The 18,759-nt window shown below is 70.3% G+C and carries 14 protein-coding genes and 1 tRNA gene; 6 read left to right on the forward strand and 9 right to left on the reverse strand.

From position 1 onward, the window contains the following. Position 1: 1 nt before the first annotated feature. The gene (locus B9S64_RS13285; RefSeq protein WP_103490113.1) at positions 2-2,326 is read right to left on the reverse strand and encodes a molybdopterin oxidoreductase family protein; all 2,325 of its coding nucleotides are present in this window, start codon (positions 2,324-2,326) and stop codon (positions 2-4) included. Continuing rightward, positions 2,323-3,477, reverse strand: a complete 1,155-nt coding sequence (locus B9S64_RS13290) for an MFS transporter (protein ID WP_103490112.1) — start codon at positions 3,475-3,477, stop codon at positions 2,323-2,325. The genes B9S64_RS13285 and B9S64_RS13290 overlap by 4 nt, the downstream gene beginning before the upstream one ends. A gap of 243 nt (positions 3,478-3,720) precedes the next feature. On the opposite strand from B9S64_RS13290, the gene B9S64_RS13295 reads away from it, so the two are divergent. Together B9S64_RS13295 and B9S64_RS13300 are read left to right on the forward strand one after the other, a co-directional pair. Further along, positions 3,721-4,827: a P1 family peptidase gene (locus B9S64_RS13295; RefSeq protein ID WP_103505152.1), complete on the forward strand. Its 1,107-nt coding sequence runs from the start codon at positions 3,721-3,723 to the stop codon at positions 4,825-4,827. A 121-nt stretch (positions 4,828-4,948) separates the two neighbouring features. Beyond that, complete coding sequence (locus B9S64_RS13300) at positions 4,949-5,695, forward strand: DUF6227 family protein (protein ID WP_028441396.1); 747 nt, start codon at positions 4,949-4,951, stop codon at positions 5,693-5,695. Positions 5,696-5,820: 125 nt separating this feature from the next. On the opposite strand, the gene B9S64_RS13305 is transcribed toward B9S64_RS13300, so the two are convergent. After that, positions 5,821-7,338, reverse strand: coding sequence for an MFS transporter (locus B9S64_RS13305; protein ID WP_258037949.1), 1,518 nt, complete (start codon positions 7,336-7,338; stop codon positions 5,821-5,823). A 229-nt stretch (positions 7,339-7,567) separates the two neighbouring features. On the opposite strand from B9S64_RS13305, the gene B9S64_RS13310 reads away from it, so the two are divergent. Further along, positions 7,568-8,608, forward strand: coding sequence for a YafY family protein (locus tag B9S64_RS13310; protein ID WP_258037947.1), 1,041 nt, complete (start codon positions 7,568-7,570; stop codon positions 8,606-8,608). Positions 8,609-8,771: 163 nt separating this feature from the next. On the opposite strand, the gene B9S64_RS13320 is transcribed toward B9S64_RS13310, so the two are convergent. Beyond that, positions 8,772-9,773 carry an RNA polymerase sigma factor RpoD/SigA gene (locus B9S64_RS13320; RefSeq protein ID WP_028441397.1) on the reverse strand — a complete coding sequence of 334 codons (1,002 nt, stop codon included), beginning with the start codon at positions 9,771-9,773 and terminating at the stop codon, positions 8,772-8,774. 535 nt (positions 9,774-10,308) lie between these two features. Then, positions 10,309-11,088 carry a dioxygenase gene (locus tag B9S64_RS13325; protein WP_103492434.1) on the reverse strand — a complete coding sequence of 260 codons (780 nt, stop codon included), beginning with the start codon at positions 11,086-11,088 and terminating at the stop codon, positions 10,309-10,311. Positions 11,089-11,343: 255 nt separating this feature from the next. Here B9S64_RS13325 and B9S64_RS13330 point away from each other — a divergent pair, with 255 nt between their 5' ends. Beyond that, a complete protein-coding gene (locus B9S64_RS13330) occupies positions 11,344-11,856 on the forward strand; it encodes a MarR family winged helix-turn-helix transcriptional regulator (RefSeq protein ID WP_181012369.1) in 513 nt (170 codons plus the stop codon). Positions 11,857-12,039: 183 nt separating this feature from the next. Here the strand turns inward: B9S64_RS13330 and B9S64_RS13335 are convergent, their stop codons facing one another. Together B9S64_RS13335 and B9S64_RS13340 are read right to left on the reverse strand one after the other, a co-directional pair. Further along, on the reverse strand, positions 12,040-13,572 hold the full coding sequence (locus B9S64_RS13335) for an MFS transporter (protein WP_103492433.1): 1,533 nt from the start codon (positions 13,570-13,572) through the stop codon (positions 12,040-12,042). Positions 13,573-13,936: 364 nt separating this feature from the next. After that, the gene (locus tag B9S64_RS13340) at positions 13,937-14,602 is read right to left on the reverse strand and encodes a TetR/AcrR family transcriptional regulator (RefSeq protein ID WP_103492432.1); all 666 of its coding nucleotides are present in this window, start codon (positions 14,600-14,602) and stop codon (positions 13,937-13,939) included. 272 nt (positions 14,603-14,874) lie between these two features. On the opposite strand from B9S64_RS13340, the gene B9S64_RS13345 reads away from it, so the two are divergent. Next, entirely contained in the window at positions 14,875-16,152 is a 1,278-nt protein-coding gene (locus B9S64_RS13345; protein WP_103492431.1) for a M6 family metalloprotease domain-containing protein, read from the forward strand. Between the two features lie 120 nt (positions 16,153-16,272). Next, positions 16,273-16,345: transfer RNA gene (locus tag B9S64_RS13350), tRNA-Arg, on the forward strand. A gap of 47 nt (positions 16,346-16,392) precedes the next feature. Here B9S64_RS13350 and xerC read toward each other — a convergent pair. Together xerC and B9S64_RS13360 are read right to left on the reverse strand one after the other, a co-directional pair. Then, a complete protein-coding gene (xerC, locus tag B9S64_RS13355) occupies positions 16,393-18,066 on the reverse strand; it encodes a tyrosine recombinase XerC (RefSeq protein ID WP_103492430.1) in 1,674 nt (557 codons plus the stop codon). Positions 18,067-18,077: 11 nt separating this feature from the next. Next, a complete protein-coding gene (locus tag B9S64_RS13360; protein ID WP_103492429.1) occupies positions 18,078-18,743 on the reverse strand; it encodes a helix-turn-helix domain-containing protein in 666 nt (221 codons plus the stop codon). Between the last annotated feature and the right edge of the window lie 16 nt (positions 18,744-18,759).

Consider the following 18,759-nt stretch of genomic DNA (forward strand, 5'->3'; position numbering starts at 1 on the left):
ATCAGCTCCTCTCCGAGGTGCCGCGGCCCTGCGGGGCCGTGGGAGGCAGCGGGTCGGTCCGGGAGACCTGGGTCTCGGGGTAGGCGACCTGCCCGGGGGCGACCGGAGGCGAGGGGACCTCGTCGATCCGTTCGGCGCGCTCGACGCGGCAGGCGCAGACCTTGTACTCGGGGATCTTGGAGCGGGGGTCGAGGGCGTCGATGGTGAGGGCGTTCGCCGCGGTGGGGACGGGCCAGTGGTAGGGGATGAAGACGGTGTCGGGCCGGATCGCCTCGGTCACCAGGGCGGGGTAGACCGCGCTGCCGCGCCGGGTGACGACCCGGAGGGGTTCGCCGTTGCGGAACCCCCGGGAGGGATGGATCTCGACCCAGGGGCGCGGGGTCTGCTCGACGAGCCCGCCCAGCCGGCGGGTCTGGTTGCCGGAGAGGAAGTGGGCGACGGTGCGTCCGGTGGTCAGCCTCATGGGGTGCTCGTCGTCGTACGGGTCCGCCGGCGGGTGCCACTCCACGACCTGCATATGGACCTTTCCGTCGGCGTGGTAGGTCCTGCCGTCCTCGAAGAGCCGGGGGGTGCCGGGGTGGTCGGTGGACGGGCACGGCCAGGCGATCCCGCCGGTCTCCTCCAGCCGTTCGTAGGTGATGCCGGAGTAGTCGACGATCGTTCCGGCGGAGGCCCGGCGCAGTTCGTCGAAGACGGCGCGGGAGCCGTCGAAGGCGAACGCGTCGCCGGCGCCGAGGCGGCGGGCCAGTTCGCACATCACCCAGGTGTCGGTGCGGACGCCGGGCGGGGGTTCCTGGGCCTTGTTGTGCTTGACGACCCGCGCCTCGGAGTTGGCCATCACCCCCTCGTCCTCGGCCCAGACGGTGATGGGGAAGACCACGTGCGCGTTGGCGGCGGTCTCGGAGAGGAAGAAGTCGAACTGGGCATGGAACTCGGTGACGTCGTACCCGTCCTTGACCACGGAGTAGTTCGGAAGGGAGACGAACGGGTTGTTACAGATGCCGATCAGGCCGCGGATCTCGCCGCGCTGCATCTGCCAGACCATCTCCATCATCGAGGTCCCGGCAGGCGGGAGTTCGGACTCCTTGATGCCCCAGATCTCACAGATCTGCCGGCGGTGTTCCGGGTCGTGGATCGAGCGGCCGCCGGGGAGGAGGTCGGCCTTCTGCCCGTGCTCGCGGCCTCCTTGGCCGTTGCCCTGGCCGGTGAGGGTGCCGTATCCGGCACCTGGCCTGCCGAGGTGGCCGGTGGCGGCGCAGAGGTTGATGACGGCGAGGCAGTTCTCGACGCCCTGGGTGTGGTGTTCGATGCCCCGGGCGTGGAAGGCCATCGCCTTGGGCGCCCGTGCGAAGGCGCGCGCCACCTGGACGACCTGTTCGGCGGGGACACCGCAGATCTCGGCGGCACGGGAGGGCGGGTAGTGGGCGACGGTGGCCTTGACCTCCTCCCAGCCGCTGGTGTGTCCGGCGAGGAAGGAGACGTCCGTGAGGCCCTCCTCGATCACGACGTTCAGCACGGCGTTGAAGAAGGCCGAGTCGGTGCCCGGCCTGAGGGCGACATGGATGTCGGCGGTGCGGGCGACCGCGGTTTCGCGCGGGTCGACCACGATCAGCGTGGCCCCGCGGTCCCGCGCGCCCCACACGTACTGGGTCAGCACCGGGAAGCACTCGCCGACGTTGGCACCGGCCAGCAGCAGGCAGTCGGTGAGCAGGATGTCGGCGAAGGGGTTGCCGGCCCGGTCGATGTTGAAGGCGAGCTTGTTGGCGCCCGCGGCGCTGACCATGCACAGCCGGCCGTTGTAGTCGACGTGCCGGGTCCTGACCGCCAGCCGGGCGAACTTGCCGACCAGATACGTCTTCTCGGTGAAGAGACTGGCCCCGCCGAGGACGCCGACGGCGTCATTGCCATGGGCCTCCTGGATGCGTCTGATCTCGGAGACGGTGTGGTCGAGCGCCTCGTCCCAGGAGACCTCGCGCAGTTCCTCGTCACGGGAGCGGCGCATCAGCGGGGCGGTGAGCCGCTCGGGGTGGTTGACCTGCTGGTAGGCGTTGATGCCCTTGGGGCAGAGCCGCATGCGGTTGATGTCGTGGTCCCGGGGCTCCACGCCGAAGACCTTGCCGTCCCCGTCCACGCGCAGATACATGCCGCACTGGACGCCGCAGAAGCAGCAGTGGGTGGGGACGAGCGTCTCGCCGTGCTGGTCGGCGTGCCACCGGTCGGCCGGGAACCCGCCCGCGTCGCGGAAGCCCCGGGTGCCCGGCGGCGCGAGTGAGGGGTCGAGGGGAATCACCGTACGACGGCCGGGCGCGTGTGGTTCCGCGGTCACTGGAAGCCCTTCTTGACCTGGGAGAGATAGGCGTTGCCGCGCAGCACCCGCTTGCAGCGCGGGCAGTACTCGGCCCATCGGTCGAAGCCGAGGTCGAGGTCGCGCATGGTGCCGCGCAGGTTCTCGACGTAGGGCCCGGTGTCGATGGGTTCGTGGCAGCGGCGGCAGGTGAAGATCTCGTCGTCCCGCCGCGCCGTGTACTTGAAGAGCTGCATACCGACCGCGGCGGGCCGCTGCACGATGTGGAAGAACTTCCCGAACGGGATGTAGACGAGGGTGAAGACCACCGACGCCATGTGCAGGATCGCCAGGAACTCGTAGCCGCCGCCGTGCAGGAAGAGCGAGGAGAACGTGAGCAGCAGACCGGTCACGGAGATGATGATCAACGCGAGGAGCGGGACCATGTCGTAGGCGAAACGCTGTCCGGTCATGGCGCCGCGGTCCTTCATCCGGCGCCAGAGGAAGTAGGCGGCGCCCGGGATGACCAGGACGGCCGCGAGGTCCAGGCCGTGGAACATCACCCAGCCGACGAAGCTCAGCGCGTCGAAGCCGAGGATCTTGACGCCCCAGATCCGCATCTCGTAGGCGGGCCCCGAGCCGGTGCCGGAGGTGAAGGTGAACCAGCCCCAGGTGAGCGGGAAGGTGATCAGCGCGGCGAGGACACAGCCCCAGAAGATCAGCTGGTGGGCAGCCCAGCGGGCGTGCGAGCGGGCGCCGAGGAACTTCTGGAAGCCCAGGTAGGTCGCGATCATCCTCGGCACGGCGGTGGGCGCCTGGCGGAAGTTGTCGGCGGAGAAGAAGCTGCCCCAGCCACGGGCGAGGAGCCGGCGGGCACCGGGGGCGGAGACCCAGACCGTGTAGCGGTAGGCGACGCCGAAGGCGAGGAAGACGCTGGCCACGGCGTACGGGAGGAGCGCGGAGTCGTAGTCGCGCAGGAGCCGGCTGCCGAACACGATCGCGAGGACCAGCAGGGCGGAGACGGCGGTACCGGCCAGGACGGCCCGGCCGTTGACGGACCGTGGGAGGGCCTCGACGGCCCTCGCGAGGACGACGGGGCCGCGTCGCCGGCGGCCGGGCCCCCCGGGGGGTTCGGTACGCGCGCCGGCGCCGGGCTGTTCGGCCGTGGACAGCGCTTCTGGTGGCTCGGTCACCCCGCCACCGTAGGGCTGAAAAGTGCGCTTGACCCCGTTTTGCACCCTCGGTGGGTGCGCGTCGCCCGTCGGGCGCCGGGCGGGCACGGTCCCGTACCGCTCCACCGCGCACGTCCCGGTACTCCCCCGCCGCTGTACGTTCACCGGAAGACGACGATCCGGGAACGGGGAACGGCGAACGGGACCCGCCGGAACCTGCCGCCCCGCCGCCCGTCCCCGCCGTACACGACCGAGGAGCCCGCGATGCCCGATGACGACGTCCCTCCGACCGGCCCCCTGGACGCGCTGACCGACGTGGACGGGATCCGGGTCGGCCACGCGCGCGTGCCCGGCGGCCTGGCCCTGAGCGGGACCACCGTCGTCCTCGCCCCCACGGGCGGCGCCGTCGCCGCCGTCGATGTGCGGGGCGGCGGCCCCGGCACCCGGGAGACGGACGCCCTCGACCCGCGCAATCTCGTGCAGCGGGTCGACGCGGTCGTCCTCACCGGCGGCAGTGCGTTCGGCCTGGACGCCGCGTCCGGTGTGACGGCGTGGCTGGAGGAGCGGGGGCGCGGCGTGCCCGTGGGCCCGGAGCCCGGCCAGGTGGTACCGGTCGTCCCGGCCGCCTGCCTCTTCGACCTGGGCCGGGGCGGCGACTGGCGGGCCCGCCCCGACGCCTCGACCGGCCGGGCCGCGATCGAGGCGGCCGCCGCCACCGAACCGGGCACACCGGTCGCCGAGGGCACGGTGGGCGCGGGCACCGGCGCGGTCGCCGGGGAGCTGAAGGGCGGAGTCGGCACGGCGAGCGTGCGGACCGCGTGCGGGGCGACGGTCGCCGCCCTGGCCGTGGTGAACGCGGCCGGTTCGGCCGTGGATCCGAGGACCGGCGTCCTGTACGGCGCGTACGGCGCCGGTCAGCCCCCGGAACCTCCCGCCCCCGCCACCCACGAGGCGGCCCGCCGACGGCTGGCGGAGCTGCGCGCCGCACGCGGAACCGGACACTTCAACACCACGATCGCCGTCGTGGCCACCGACGCCGGCCTCACCCGCGCCCAGGCGCAGAAGCTCGCGGGCACGGCGCACGACGGGCTGGCGCGCGCCGTCCGGCCGGTCCATCTGCTGACCGACGGGGACACCGTCTTCGTCCTGGCCACCGGCCGTACACCGCTGCCCGAGGAACCCACGTCCGCGCTGAACGGAATCCTGGCGGCGGGCGCGGACGTGCTGGCCCGAGCCGTCGTGAAGGCGGTCAGGGCGGCCCGGGGGGTGGACGGACCAGGCGGAACGTTTCCCTCGTACAGCGACCTCTACGGCGAGCTCCCCGGCAAGCCCCATGACAACCGGAACGATCATCACAACGGCACGCCCTGACGGCGAGGAACTTTACTCGTCAGCGGTACGTTTTTTAGCGAACACAGGTCACGATGTCCGAACCAGGGACTACGTTATGCACGCATCAAGTAACGCGCGGCGACGGCCTGGAGACAGCACCTTGAGCGATCCGTACGAGACAACCGAGCAGCACCTCGAGCGACTCCTGCGATGCGCCCTCAACTCCTTCGATCTGTCCGACACCACCATCGAACGACTCGGGACGGCACTGGCGCACAGCAGCGCGCTGCACTCGTCCCACCACAGCGCCGCCCTCCACCGTGAGACCTACCGCCACACCTATCTGCTCTCCGACGGCTCCGCGCTCACCCTGTGGGAGCTGGTGCACGGCGGCGCACGGGACACCGACGCGCCCCTGCGCCACGAGCTGTACGACGACGAGGGCGACGCGCAGGTCGCCGCCGCCCGGCTGTCCGGGAGCTTCTGGGACACCCGGGCCATCGCCGACGAGGGTTCACGGGACGATCTGGAGATCCTCACCCTCCTGACGGCCGTCCCTCCGGCCCCGCTCCCCCGTATGTACGCCCCGGACAACTCCGCGGACCACGCGCGCCGGGTCCTGCGCCGCGCGGAGAACGTGGACCGGCCGGGTACCGAGACGGCGGGGCTCCTGCGTGCCGCCTTCGCCCACCACATCACCCAGATCTTCGGACGCCAGTGCCGCGTCGACGGCCGGGACGCGGGGTTCACCCTCTACGAGCACGCGTTCCTGCTGCTGGACGGCAGCGAGACGAGCCTGTGGGAGGTCGAGCACACGGCGACGCCGGACGGCCGCCACATGTGCGAGGTGTACGGCGACGAGCAGACCGCTCGCCGGGCCATGGAGAACCGCACCCGGATCTGCTGACCCCGCCGCGCAGGAACCGTCCCGCGTACACCGACGGCCCGTCCGCCCCGCTCGGGGGTGGACGGGCCGTCGTGGACCGCGGGGCCGCACGCACACCGCCGCCGCCGCGTCCGTCAGTGACCGTCTCAGCGCGTCAGCACCGGCTCCTCGGTGGGCAGGTCCCCCGGAACCGCTCCCCCGACCGTCCCCGTCCCCGTTCCCGTCCCCGTCCCCGTTCCCGTCCCCGTCCCCGTTCCCGGGTCCTCGGCGTCGCCGCCGCCCTCCAGGTGCACCCTCGGCGCGGCCGGCAGGGCGAACATCACCAGGAAGATCACGGCGAGGACCCCCGCGACACACCACAGCGACCGCTGGAAGGCGTCCACGAACGCCGGTCCGAGCGCGTCCGGCGGCAGATCGTCACCGATCGCCCCGAAGAAGACGACCGACACGAGGCCGAGCCCCAGGGCCGTACCCATCTGCTGCACGGTGTTGATCAGCCCGGAGGCCGACCCCGAGTGTTCCTTCGGCACCCCGGAGAGCACCGCGTCCGTCAGCGGGGCCACGATCAGTCCCATCCCCACACCCATGAACAGCAGCGGCGGGATCATCTGCCAGGGGGTGACGGCCTGGCCGTAGTGCCCGGCCTCGCCCATGTAGAGCAGCAGTCCGACGATCATGAGCAGCGCGCCGGCCTGGAGCACCTTGCGGCCGAAGCGGGGCACCAGTTTCTGCACGGAGAGCCCGGCGGCGACCGAGACGGCGATCGAGAACGGAATCCCGGTCATCCCCGCCTTCAGCGCGCTCCAGCCGAGCCCCATCTGGAGGTAGAGCGTCCAGACCAGGAAGAAAATGCCGAGGCCGACCCCGAAGGTGAGCTGCACGGCGATGCCCGCGGCGAAGCTCTTCACCCGGAACAGCGACAGCTCGATGAGCGGCGAACCGTCCAGGCGCGCCTTGCGTGCCTCGTACGCGACCAGTACGGCGAACACCAGGAGGCTGCCGGCCATCGACAGGTGCCCCCACAGCGGCCAGCCCAGCTCGCGTCCACGGGTCAGCGGGTAGAGCAGCATCAGCAGGCCGAGCGTCACCAGGGCGACACCCACCAGATCGAGGCGGAGCGCCTTCGGGGCCTTGGACTCGCTGATGAACTTCCGTCCCAGGACGAGCCCGGCGACACCGACCGGCAGGTTGATCAGGAAGATCGGCCGCCACTCCAGGCCGAAGAGGTTCCACTCGGTGAGCAGCGCGCCCAGCAGAGGGCCCGAGACGGCGCCGAGTCCCACGATCGCCCCGAAGAGCCCGAAGACCTTGCCGCGTTCGTGCGCCGGGAAGGTGGCGTGGACGATCGAGAGCACCTGAGGCACCATCAGCGAGGCCGTGGCGCCCTGGAGGATACGTGAGGCGACGAGCATCTCCGGGTTCACCGCGAAGCCGCAGAGCGCGGAAGCGATCGTGAAACCGGCGATACCGAGCAGGAAGAGCCGTTTACGGCCGTAGATGTCACCAAGTCGGCCACCGGTGATCAGACCGGCGGCGAAGGCGAGGGCGTACCCGGCGGTGATCCACTGGATCGCGGAGAACGAGGCACCGGTGTCCCGGGTGATGCTCGGTATGGCGATGTTGACGATGGTGACGTCGACCAGGTCCATGAAGGCCGCGGTCATCACGATCGCGAGCGCGAACCAGCGGCGCCGGTCGGCCGACGAGCGCGGGTCCGCCTGCGCTGCCGACGAGCGCGGGTCCGCCTGTTCTGCCGACGAGCGCGGGTCCGCCTGTTCTGTGGAAGCCGTACGGGCGGCTGCCGCGGGCCGCGGCGATGCGGGAGAAGTCATGGGAGGAAACTAGACAGCCATTAGGTCAGGTCATGACCTCTTTGTGGCACATGCTGAACCCATGACCGACACACCGGCACGCCTGCTGAATCTGCTGTCGCTCCTCCAGACCCCGCGCGAATGGCCGGGCAGCGAACTGGCCGAACGGCTCGACGTCAGCCCCCGGACCATCCGCCGCGACATCGACCGGCTCCGTGACCTCGGCTATCCGGTCGAGGCCTCACGCGGCTCGGTCGGCGGATACCGGCTGGTGGCGGGCGCCGCCATGCCGCCCCTCCTGCTGGACGACGAGGAGGCGGTGGCCATCGCGGTGGGGCTCAGGGCGGGTGCGGGCCATGCCATCGAGGGCGTGGACGAGGCGTCCGTACGCGCGCTGGCCAAGCTGGAGCAGGTGCTCCCCTCCCGCCTGCGGCACCGCGTCTCCTCCCTCCAGAACGCCACCGTGCCGCTCACCCGGGGCGACGGCTCCACCATCGATCCGGGCACCCTCACGGTCATCGCCTCGGCGGTGACCGGGCGCGAGCGGCTGCGTTTCGCGTACCGGGCGGGGGACGGCACCGCGTCGAAGCGCCAGGTCGAGCCGTACCGGCTGGTGAGCACGGGCAGCCGGTGGTACCTCGTCGCCTACGACCTGGACCGTGAGGACTGGCGCACCTTCCGGGTGGACCGGGTGACCGAGCCGTACGCCACCGGTGCCCGGTTCTCCCCGCGCGAGCTGCCCGCGGGAAACAGGGACGCCGCCGAGTTCTTCACCCGGTCGATGGCGCGCAGGCAGCCGGAGGTGCGCGTCGATGTGACGTTCCGGGCCCCGGCGGACTTCGTCACCGCGCGGCTGCCCGGCTCGCTCGGCGCGGCGGAGCCGGACGGCGGGGGCGGCTGCCGGCTGCGCACGGCCCTCAACGACTCGCTGGAGTGGGTGGCGCTGCGGCTGGCGCTGGTGGACTGCGAGTTCGAGGTGCACGGGCCGCCGCAGCTGGTGGAGCACCTGCACGCCCTGGGTGCCCGTCTGACCCGTGCCTCCTCGACGGGGCTCGGCGCGGCGGACGGGACAGCGGTACCGGCACAGACGCCGGCCACGCACGACCGGGGCGGACGAGGCTGACGGGCCGGGGCGGACGAGGCCGACCGGGCCGGGCCGGGCCGGACATGGAAGAGCCCCGGCGCCGGGGGGGGGTGGGCGCCGGGGCTCAGCTCTAGGGACCGGAAGGAACCGGTCTTCGGGCCGGTGCGAACCGGCTTGATGGGGAGATTACGGGGTCAACGGCTCAGGCCGCAGCGTCAAAGCCCGTGTCGTGAGCCATTCTCTTCAATTCGATCAGTGCGTGCTTCTCGATCTGCCGGATCCGCTCCCGCGTGAGGCCGTGCTGCTTGCCCACTTCGGTGAGGGTCCGCTCGCGGCCGTCCTCGATCCCGTAGCGCATCTTGATGATGGAGGCGGTGCGGTTGTCGAGCTTGCCGATCAGATCCTCCAGCTCCTCGCTGCGCAGCAACGTCATCACGGACTGCTCCGGCGACACGGCGGAGGTGTCCTCCAGCAGATCACCGAACTGCGTGTCCCCGTCGTCGTCCACCGACATGTTGAGGCTGACCGGGTCCCGCGCCCAGTCCAGGACGTTGCCGACGCGCTCGGCGTTGGATCCCAGCTCCGCCGCGATCTCCGTGTGTTCCGGGTCGCGCCCGTGCTCACGGTTGAACTCGCGCTGGACCCGGCGGATCCGGCCGAGCTCCTCCACGAGGTGGACGGGGAGGCGGATGGTGCGGGACTGGTCGGCTATGGACCGGGTGATGGCCTGCCGGATCCACCACGTCGCGTACGTGGAGAACTTGAAGCCCTTGGCGTAGTCGAACTTCTCGACCGCGCGCACCAGGCCGGCGTTCCCCTCCTGGATCAGGTCGAGCAGGGGCAGACCTGCCCTCGGGTAGCGGCGGGCCACGGCGACGACGAGCCGGAGATTGGAACGGATGAATATGTCCTTGGCGCGCTCACCCTCGGCGACGAGCGCCTCCAGCTCCTCACGCTTGGCGCCTCCGGCCTCGCTCTCCACCTCTCCGTCGAGGATCCGCTGGGCGTAGACGCCCGCCTCGATCGTCTGCGAGAGCTCGACTTCCTTGGCGGCGTCGAGCAGGGGTGTACGAGCGATTTCGTCGAGGTACATGCCGACCAGGTCGCGATCGGCGATTTCCACGCCCTTGGCGCGAACACTGCTTGCCCGGTCGGTCCCACCGGTCTCGGCGGACGAACGACGGGCGACGGCACGGGTTGCCATGCGTGCTCCCTTGCTGAGTAGGTCGCGACACCCTCCCGGGTGCCCTGCATCCGTTGGAAACAACGACTGGAATCCGGACAGAATTCCCACACCGGCCATTCACTTTCGCGATCATGCAGTACCCTGTCGGCCCCTTCGGGGGGCCAGATGTCACGGATACCCGCGGAAGCCCAGGTCAGACCTGGAACCGGAACGGATCTGCCGGCCCTCGCCGACCTCTGCCACCCCGTGGTACCTGAGACGGCGGTCACGGTCGGCACGGTTGCCTTCACCCGACCAGCGGCCCCCCTGATCCCGCCTCTCTCCCCAGGACGGTCTCCGACGCCCACGGGTTGCCCCGACCCGGCCGCCGGACCGGACGACGCGACCACCGGACCGGACGACGCGACAGGGCGGCCGGGCAGCACGCCAGCCGGCCGGACAACACGACCGACGCGACCGACGCGACCGACGCGAACGGCGGGCCCGTACGCACGACCCGCCGTCCCCGCCGCCTGTCCCCCGTCTTCCCGCCGCCACCGGACGGTCCCCGGACTCAGCCGAACTGCACCGACCGCTTCGCCAGCCCCATCCAGAAGCCGTCGATCACGCTGCGCCCCTGGTCGAGGTCGTTCTCCGCCGCGCCGAGCGTGACGAAGAGCGGGGCGAAGTGCTCGGTACGGGGGTGCGCCAGCTTGCCGGCCGGGGACTTGTGTTCGAAGTCCAGCAGCGCGTCGATGTCCTGGGCCCGGAGCGCGCGGTGCCCCCAGTCGTCGAACTCCGCCGACCAGCCGGGGGTGCCACCGGCGTGGCGCAGAGCCGCCAGGTTGTGCGTGAAGAAGCCGCTCCCCACGATCAGCACCCCCTCGTCGCGCAGCGGGGCGAGCCTGCGCCCGATGTCCATCAGCGCCTGCGGGTCCAGCGTCGGCAGGGAGATCTGGAGCACGGGGATACCGGCGTCCGGGTACATCTCGACGAGCGGCACGTACGCCCCGTGGTCCAGGCCGCGGTCCGGGATGTCCTGGACCGGCGTACCCGCCCGGCGCAGCAGCTTGCGGACGTTCTCGGCGAGTTCCGGGGCCCCGGGGGCGGCGTACCGGACACCGTAGTAGTGCTCGGGGAAGCCCCAGAAGTCGTAGACGAGGGGCACGGTCTCCGTGGCGCCGAGCGCCAGCGGGGCTTCTTCCCAGTGGGCCGAGACCATCAGGATCGCCTTGGGGCGCGGCAGCTCCGCGGACCAGGCGGCCAGCTCGGCCGGCCAGACGGGGTCGTCGGCGAGCGGCGGGGCGCCGTGGGAGAGGTAGAGGGCGGGCATGCGTGCGGCGGTGACGGTCATGACACTCCCATTCCTCCGCCGGCCAAGGTATGTGTTCTGTGCAGGTACCACGATCGGCACCTGTGCGGACCACCTGGCCCCGGCCGGACGGCTTCTCGCGACGGAGATTTCCTGGACTTCCTGGATGTTGCTCGAAGCCTCGCGTGGATCTCGCGTGCGTCCCGGTCGGATCCCGGACGCTTGCTTGAAGCTTCAAGTTCCTATGTCCACAGACCTTAGCTCTATCTAGTTCAACTTTCAAGAAAAGGTCGTACAGTGAAGTACATGACCACGGCATCCACCGGCGGGCCCCGATGGCTCACCGACGAAGAACAGAGCGTCTGGAGTGCCTATCTGCACGCCACCACGCTCATGGAGGACCATCTCGACCGCCAGCTCCAACGCGACGCCGGCATGCCGCACATCTATTACGGGCTGCTCGTCCAGCTCTCCCGGGCACCGCGGCACCGGAAGCGGATGACGGAGCTGGCCAAGGACGCGAAGATCACCCGGTCCCGGCTCTCGCACGCGGTGGCCCGGCTGGAGAAGAACGGCTGGGTCCGCCGCGAGGACTGCCCCTCCGACAAACGCGGACAGAACGCCGTACTCACCGACGAGGGCCACGCGATGCTCGTCCGGTCCGCCCCGGGTCACGTGGACGCCGTACGTCAGGCGATGTTCGCCCGGCTCACCCCCGAACAGGTGCGGAACCTCGGCGAGATCATGCGGGTCGTCGCCGCCGGACTCCAGCCCGAGGGCACGGACGCCGACCTGCCCTGGCTCCGCTGAGCGGACCCGGAAGGCGACCGGACACGGGTCTGCCCTGGCTCCGCGCCGAGCGGAACCAGGGCAGACGACCCGGGCAGACGACCGGGGCAGATGTCACGACCCGCCGGTGAGCGACGGGCGACGACCGGTCAGTAAGCGAAACGGCCGGTCAGTGGGCGGCGTCGGTCAGTCGGCGACGACCGGTCAGTGGGCGACGACCGGGATGCGGAACTCGTCCTCGGTACCGTCCACCCGCTCCCCCGTACCACCGGCGGAGCCCGTGGGTCCCGAACCGGGGCGCCCGGTGTTGACGAGCGTCACCGCGATCGCCGAGGCGGCCACGAGGATGCCGACCGCCCACCAGATCGCTGCGGCGAAACCGCTGACCATGGCCTGGAACTGGAGCAGCTTCGGGTCACCGGCGCCCGCGGCGTGGTCGGCGATGTAGGCGGTGGTGGCCCCGGCGGCGATGGTGTTGAGCAGCGCCGTACCGATGGCACCCCCGACCTGCTGCGAGGTGTTCACCATCGCGGAGGCGACCCCGGCGTCACGAGGCTCGATGCCGTGCGTGGCCAGCGACATGGCCGGCATGAACGCCGTACCCATCCCCAGGCCGAGCAGCAGCTGCGCCGGCAGGATGACGCCCGCGTACGAGGTGTCGAGATCCAGCTGGGTCAGCAGCAGCATGCCGACGGCGGCGACCAGGAAACCGGGGCCCATCAGCAGCCTCGGCGGGACCCGGGTCATCAGGCGGGCGCCGATCTGCGTGGAACCGGTGATCATGCCCGCGATCATCGGCATGAACGCGAAGCCGGTCTTGACCGGCGAGTAGCCCTGGACCACCTGGAGGTAGTACGTCAGGAAGAGGAACAGCCCGAACATCGCGATGACGGCGAGACCCAGCGAGAGGTAGACCCCTCCGCGGTTGCGGTCGGTCAGGACGCGCAGCGGCAGCAGCGGGGACCTGACCCGCGACTCGGTCGCGACGAAGGCCACCAGCAGCACACCGGCCGCGATGAACATGCCGACGGTCAGCGAGTCCGACCAGCCGGCCGACTCGGCGCGGGTGAAGCCGTACACCAGCGAGACGAGACCGAGCGTGGACAGGACGACACCGGGGATGTCGAGCGGCGAGCGGTTACGGCCGCCGGCCGGCTCACGGATGACGAAGTAGGCACCGGCGGCGGCGAGCACCGCGAACGGGATGTTGACGAAGAACGTCCAGCGCCAGTTCAGGTACTCGGTCAGGAAGCCGCCGAGGATGAGGCCGACCGCGCCGCCGCCACCGGCGATGGCGCCGTAGATGCCAAACGCCTTGGCGCGCTCCCTGGCGTCGGTGAACATCACCGCGAGCAGAGAGAGTGCGGCGGGTGCCAGCAGTGCGCCGAAGACACCCTGGAGGGCACGCGAGCCGAACATCATGGCCTGGCCCTGGGCGGCACCGCCGAGCGCGGACGCCAGGGCGAAGCCGAGCAGCCCGACCACGAAGGTGCGCTTGCGCCCCCAGAGGTCGGCGATGCGCCCGCCGAAGAGCAGGAGTCCGCCGAACGCGAGGGCGTACGCGGTGATCACCCACTGCTTGTTGCCCTCGGATATCCCCAGGTCGGTCTGGGCGGAGGGCAGGGCGATGTTCACGATGGTCGCGTCGAGCACGACCATCAGCTGGGCGAGGGCGATGAAGGCCAGCGCTTTCCAGCGACTGGGGTCGGGAAGTGAGGTGTCGGCGATTTTCGACATGGGAGTAGCCACCTAGGGACGCGCGTGGACGCGAAGAGTCGTGACCGGTTCCGTACCGGGCCCGGGTACGAGCCCGCGGCGGAACCGGGAAAAGGGAGTGCTGTGCCGGGAGCCGGACCCGCTGGTTGGGCCTCGGCGCTTCATCGGGGTGCGGACCGGACCTGCCACGGGGGCCGGAGTCCGGCCGTCCGGCCGGGGGTCCACCGGCCGGACCGGACAGCTACCGGCCTACCAGTCTGATCCGGTCCGGCTTGATCTGGTCTGGCCTGAGTCGGTCTGGTTCGATCTGTTCCGATCTGTTCTGGTTCGGTCGGTTTCGGTTTCGGTTCCGTCTGATGATTGATCCTGGGCGTCGCGGCGTGAGTCAGCGTCCGCGGCGCAGATCCTCCAAGGTCGCCGCCGATCCGGGCAGTTCCGAACGGGCCGGAGCACGCAGGCCGTCCAGGAAGAGCTGGAGATGGCGGTGGGTGAACCGGTCGATGCCCGGACAGGCGATGCCGGGCAGCGGCCGGGTGAGCTGGGAGAGGGCGACGAGTACGTCACCGACGGCGATGTCGGTACGCAGACGCCCTGCGGACATGGCGCGCTCGACGAGCCCTTCGACGGCCTCTTCGAGGCGACGGCGCTCGGCGAGCAGTTCGGGATGGTCCTTGTCGAAGCCGCCGGACAGCATCGGGCACAGCGCGCCGATCCGTTCGTCGGCCGCCGCGTGCACGAAGCGGCTGAGCGCGGCGAACGGGTCGGACTCCGCCGTCGCCGCCTCCTCCGCGCGGTCGGTGGTACGGCAGGTGACCGCGAGCACGACCTCGTGGGTCAGCGCGGCCCGGTCGGGGAAGTTCCGGTAGAGCGTGGCGTTGCCAACCCCGGCCCGGCGCGCGACCTCGTCGAGCGGCACGTCCGGCCCGAACTCGACGAACATCTCACGGGCGGCCGTCACGATCCGCTCCCGGTTGCGCAGCGCGTCGGCCCGCGGACGGGTCGTGCCAGGGCGATGCGTCGCGCACGTGGCGGCTTCGTCGACGGTCTCCACGACACGGACCTTCCTTCTCGTTCGGAGTGATCCCCGCTGCGCGATGCCCGCACAACCGGGGAACATGTCCCCGGTTCGCGGGAACACAGGTGTAAACGGGGAGACCCTCCCCGGTTATTTCACACCTGATTGTGACCTGCCTCACCTCTCATGGCTCGGGAATCCCCTCCAACGGCGCACCCAACGGGCGGGCGCACAGGACCCGGCACAGGCTGATCGCCAGAGCGCAGCCCGGGGCCGGCCGGCTGCCGCGGAGCCCGAAGGCGAGCCTCATGCACCATCCCCGCCACCGGATACGCAGCTTCCGCCGCCCCCTCGCGCTCGCCGGAGCGACGGCCCTGGTCATCGCGACCATGGCATCGGCCAGCTCCACGATCCCGCTCTCCAGCCGCGCCTCCGCGGGCCCGGTGTCCGCACCCCGGGGAACCGGCCTGGCCCCGTGCCGTATCCCCGCGACCATGGGCGTGCAGATGTCGGAAGGCATACCGACCCCGCACGGCTACACCCGCTCGACCGGGCAGGTCAGGGCCCTCAACCTGATGATCGACTTCCCGGACGCCCAGGCGAAGGAACCGGCGACGGACCGGCTCGCGGAGTTCTTCCCGCAGACGTCCGACTGGTTCCACACCAGCTCCTACGGCCGCCTCGACTACGTCCCGGAGGCCCCGGTGAAGGACTGGCTGCGCATGCCGCTGCCGTTCTCGGAGTACGGGATCGAGCGCGGCTCACCGTACGAACCGGGGTACCGCAAGCTCGTCAAGGACCTGGTGACCGTCGCCGACCCGAAGGTCGACTTCTCCGCGTACGACCTGGTCAACGTGCTGGTCACCCCGAACGCCGGCCCGTCCGCCCTGGACACCGTCCTGTCGGTGACCTTCTCCGGCAACGACGAGGCACCCTCGGCCGACGGCGTACCCCTCTCCAACACGTCCTTCGTCTACAGCCGCCAGGACGACGGCTCCGGCTCGTACGAGGAGACCGGCTACCGCGTACTGCCGCACGAGAACGGCCACGTCTTCGGCCTCCCCGACCTGTACACGATGGAGGGCGGCGGGGCCGTGGGGCACTGGGACATCATGTCCGAGGACTGGGGCGCCAACAACGACCTGCTGGGCTGGCACAAGTGGAAGCTCGGCTGGCTCTCCGACGACCAGGTCAGCTGCGCCTCGGCGACCGGCACCAGCGAGCACACCCTCGGCCCCCTGGCCACCCCGGGCGGCCCGAAGCTGGCCTTCGTCCCGGTGACCGCCGAGTCCGGGTACGCGGTGGAGGTACGGACGCCGGGCGGCAACGACGAGGCGGTCTGCCGGCCCGGCGTCCTCATCTACAAGGTCAGCTCGGACGTCGACACCGGCCAGGGCCCGGTCTCCGTCGCGGACAGCACCCAGAACAGCGGCGGCTGCACCCGCCGCCCCAACGTCCACGCCGAACTCTCCGACGCCCCGTTCGAACCGGGCGAGACGTTCAACGACCGGTCCAACGGCATACGCATATCCGTGCTGGACAAGGACGCCGACGACAACTACCGCATACGGATCACACGCCCGTGACCCGGGCCGGACGGAGGCGGGGGCGACCCCCACGCCCGCCCGCCCTCACCCGCTACACTGACGGCGGCGTGCCCCTCCAGGGACGCCACGGGATCAGTGGACCTACGTGTCCGGGACCCCGCCTTCGTAGCTCAGGGGATAGAGCACCGCTCTCCTAAAGCGGGTGTCGCAGGTTCGAATCCTGCCGGGGGCACAACGCGTTATCGTTCTGACCTGGGGTTTCTCCCCCAGGGAGGGGTCTTACTCGGCCTCGGACTTCTCGTCCGGGGCCGATTGCGTGAGCGGTGCGTGAGCGGACGGGAAGTTGATCTCCCGGATTTCCCCCAACGGATCAGCACCATCCGGCACGGATTCCGCGTCGGCGGACTCCGCGTCGTCGAGCTCGGCCTCCGCCTCGGGAGCGATGTTCTCGGGGGTTGTGCGCGCTCGCGGCACGAGCCGGGCCGCAGCCTCTGCGATTGCCAGATCCGCTTCGGGGAGCAGGCTCGTGTACGTGTCCGACGTGATGGTGATCGAGGAGTGGCCGAGCATCTCCTGGATGTCCTTCAGGCCGGCACCTGCTGCGTGAGCCAGAGTCGCGGCACCGTGAGGGAGGTCGTGGAGCCGGACCGGCGGGAGGCCGATCTCCTCGTACAGCTCGATAAATCGCCGCGTGACGTTGGCAGGGTGGAGCAGTTCTCCGTTCTCGCGGGTGAAGACCCTTCCGGTCTCCACCCAGGCGCTCCCCCACTTCTCGCGGTCCTTGTCCTGCTGGGCGCGGTGCCGCTTGAGGGCCTGGACCGTGTCGGAGTCGAGGGCGATGGTGCGCGCTCCGGCGTCGGTCTTGGGGTCGTCCTCGTACACCTCCCAGCCGTTCACCACGAGTTGCTTGGCGACGGTGAGGAGGCCGGCGCTCAGGTTGGTGTCGGTCCACCTCTGACCGCATGCCTCACCTCGCCGTAGCCCACGAAAGGCGACCAGGTGGAACAGCGCGTACAGCCGGTCCTCGGCTACATGGTCGAGGAAGAGGCCGGTGTGTTCCGGCGTCCAGACCATCACCGGCGAGGGTGTCTCTCCGGTGCGCCTCCAGTGGAGGATGCGCTCCTCGGTCCACACGAGTGCCTTGGGACGCCTGCCCGCCTCCAACTCGACGTGGGAGGCCGGGTTGAAGGTGATCAACTGTTGAGCGATCGCGGCGTTCAACGCAGCACGCAGTGTGGAGCGAACGCGTTGGCGCGTTGCCGGACCGACGATCCGGCGGTAGGGCTCCATCTCTGCGATGGCCGCTTTCATCGCCTTACGGCGGGAGCGCGGCTCGCGCCCCTTCCAGGGGATCTGTGCGAGATCCTCGACCGCTTTGCGCCGTGCGGCGTTTCCTTCGGCGATCTCGACGTTGGCCTCGGCTATGGCCTCGAACATCTCCGACAGGTGGGTGACCCGAAGGCGGTCGAGTCGCAGGTGCCCGATGCGCGGCTGGAGGTGGACACGAATGTTGCTCTCGTCGCGGCTGATCGCGCTCTGCCGCCCCTTCTTGCCCGCCAGCCAGATATCCAGCCAGCCGCCGACCGTGAGGCGGCTGGTGAGATCCAAGCCGTGGCTCAGCCGACGACGGGTCGACTCGATGTCCGGTAGCGGGGCCTTCTCGTCCCCCACCTTCTCCAGCAACTCGGCGATCTGATCCAGACCTTCGGAGTCGTCGGCGTCGGCAAGGCCGAGAAGCGCGCGTATGTGGTCGAGTTCGGCTTGTGCGGCTTTGAGGCTCTCGTAGCCGGCACGGCTGAACGAGCGGCGGGTTCCGTCGGCACGGGGCGGGAGTTCCTGGCGTACGGAGTAGGAGCCGTGCTTGCGGCCGGCGAGCTTGGGGCACTTCTTGCCGAGCGGCTTTCCCGTCTTGGGGTCGCGGCAGTAGCAGCGGCGGTGGGTGGAGCCCTTCAAGGGCGTTCCTCCTAGGTGGTCTCAGGGGCCCATTCGGGCGGGTCTACGTCGTGAAGTGCGGGTGGGAGGTCGGGTGGGGTGGCTCCGTCTTCGCTGAGCTCGCGACGGAGGTAGCGGAGCTTGTACTTGGCGGAGATGGCCTGGTCGGCGTACGCGCTCTGCTTGCGTTCGGCCTCTTCCTGCTGGGCGCGGCTCGTTGCCGTCTTGGCCGCAAACCGTGCCTGCTCTTCCTCGTCGAGCGCGGCTAGTGCGGTGCGCACGAGACTGGTGTGGGCTTCGAAATCGGGCACGAGGCCCGAGTCATAACCGAACACTTCCTCTTCGCCTGTGAAGCGCCGCAGGGCGTCCCAGGTCGGCACCAGACCCTGGAATGGAAGTTCCTGCGTCCGGTCGACGTAACCGACCGGGAAGATCAGACAGGCCGGATACGTCTCCAACGCGGCGGCGAGGACGATGACGTCGACCAGCGGGAGGCCAGCCCGACGGCCCGACTCCATGTTGGCAATCACGTTGCGGGGAATGGGATGCCCGAGCCCCTCGCACCGATCGGCCAGATCCTGCGCGCTCCACCCCATCTCCTTCCTTCTCCGGCGGACCTCACCGGCCACGTTTGCCTGGACCCGGTCCACCCACTCCGGGAAGTCATCCTCTTCATCATCCGAACGACGTTGTGTCATGTAGACACATTAGCTT

The sequence above is a fragment of the Streptomyces sp. SM18 genome (assembly GCF_002910775.2).
Classification (GTDB): domain Bacteria; phylum Actinomycetota; class Actinomycetes; order Streptomycetales; family Streptomycetaceae; genus Streptomyces; species Streptomyces halstedii.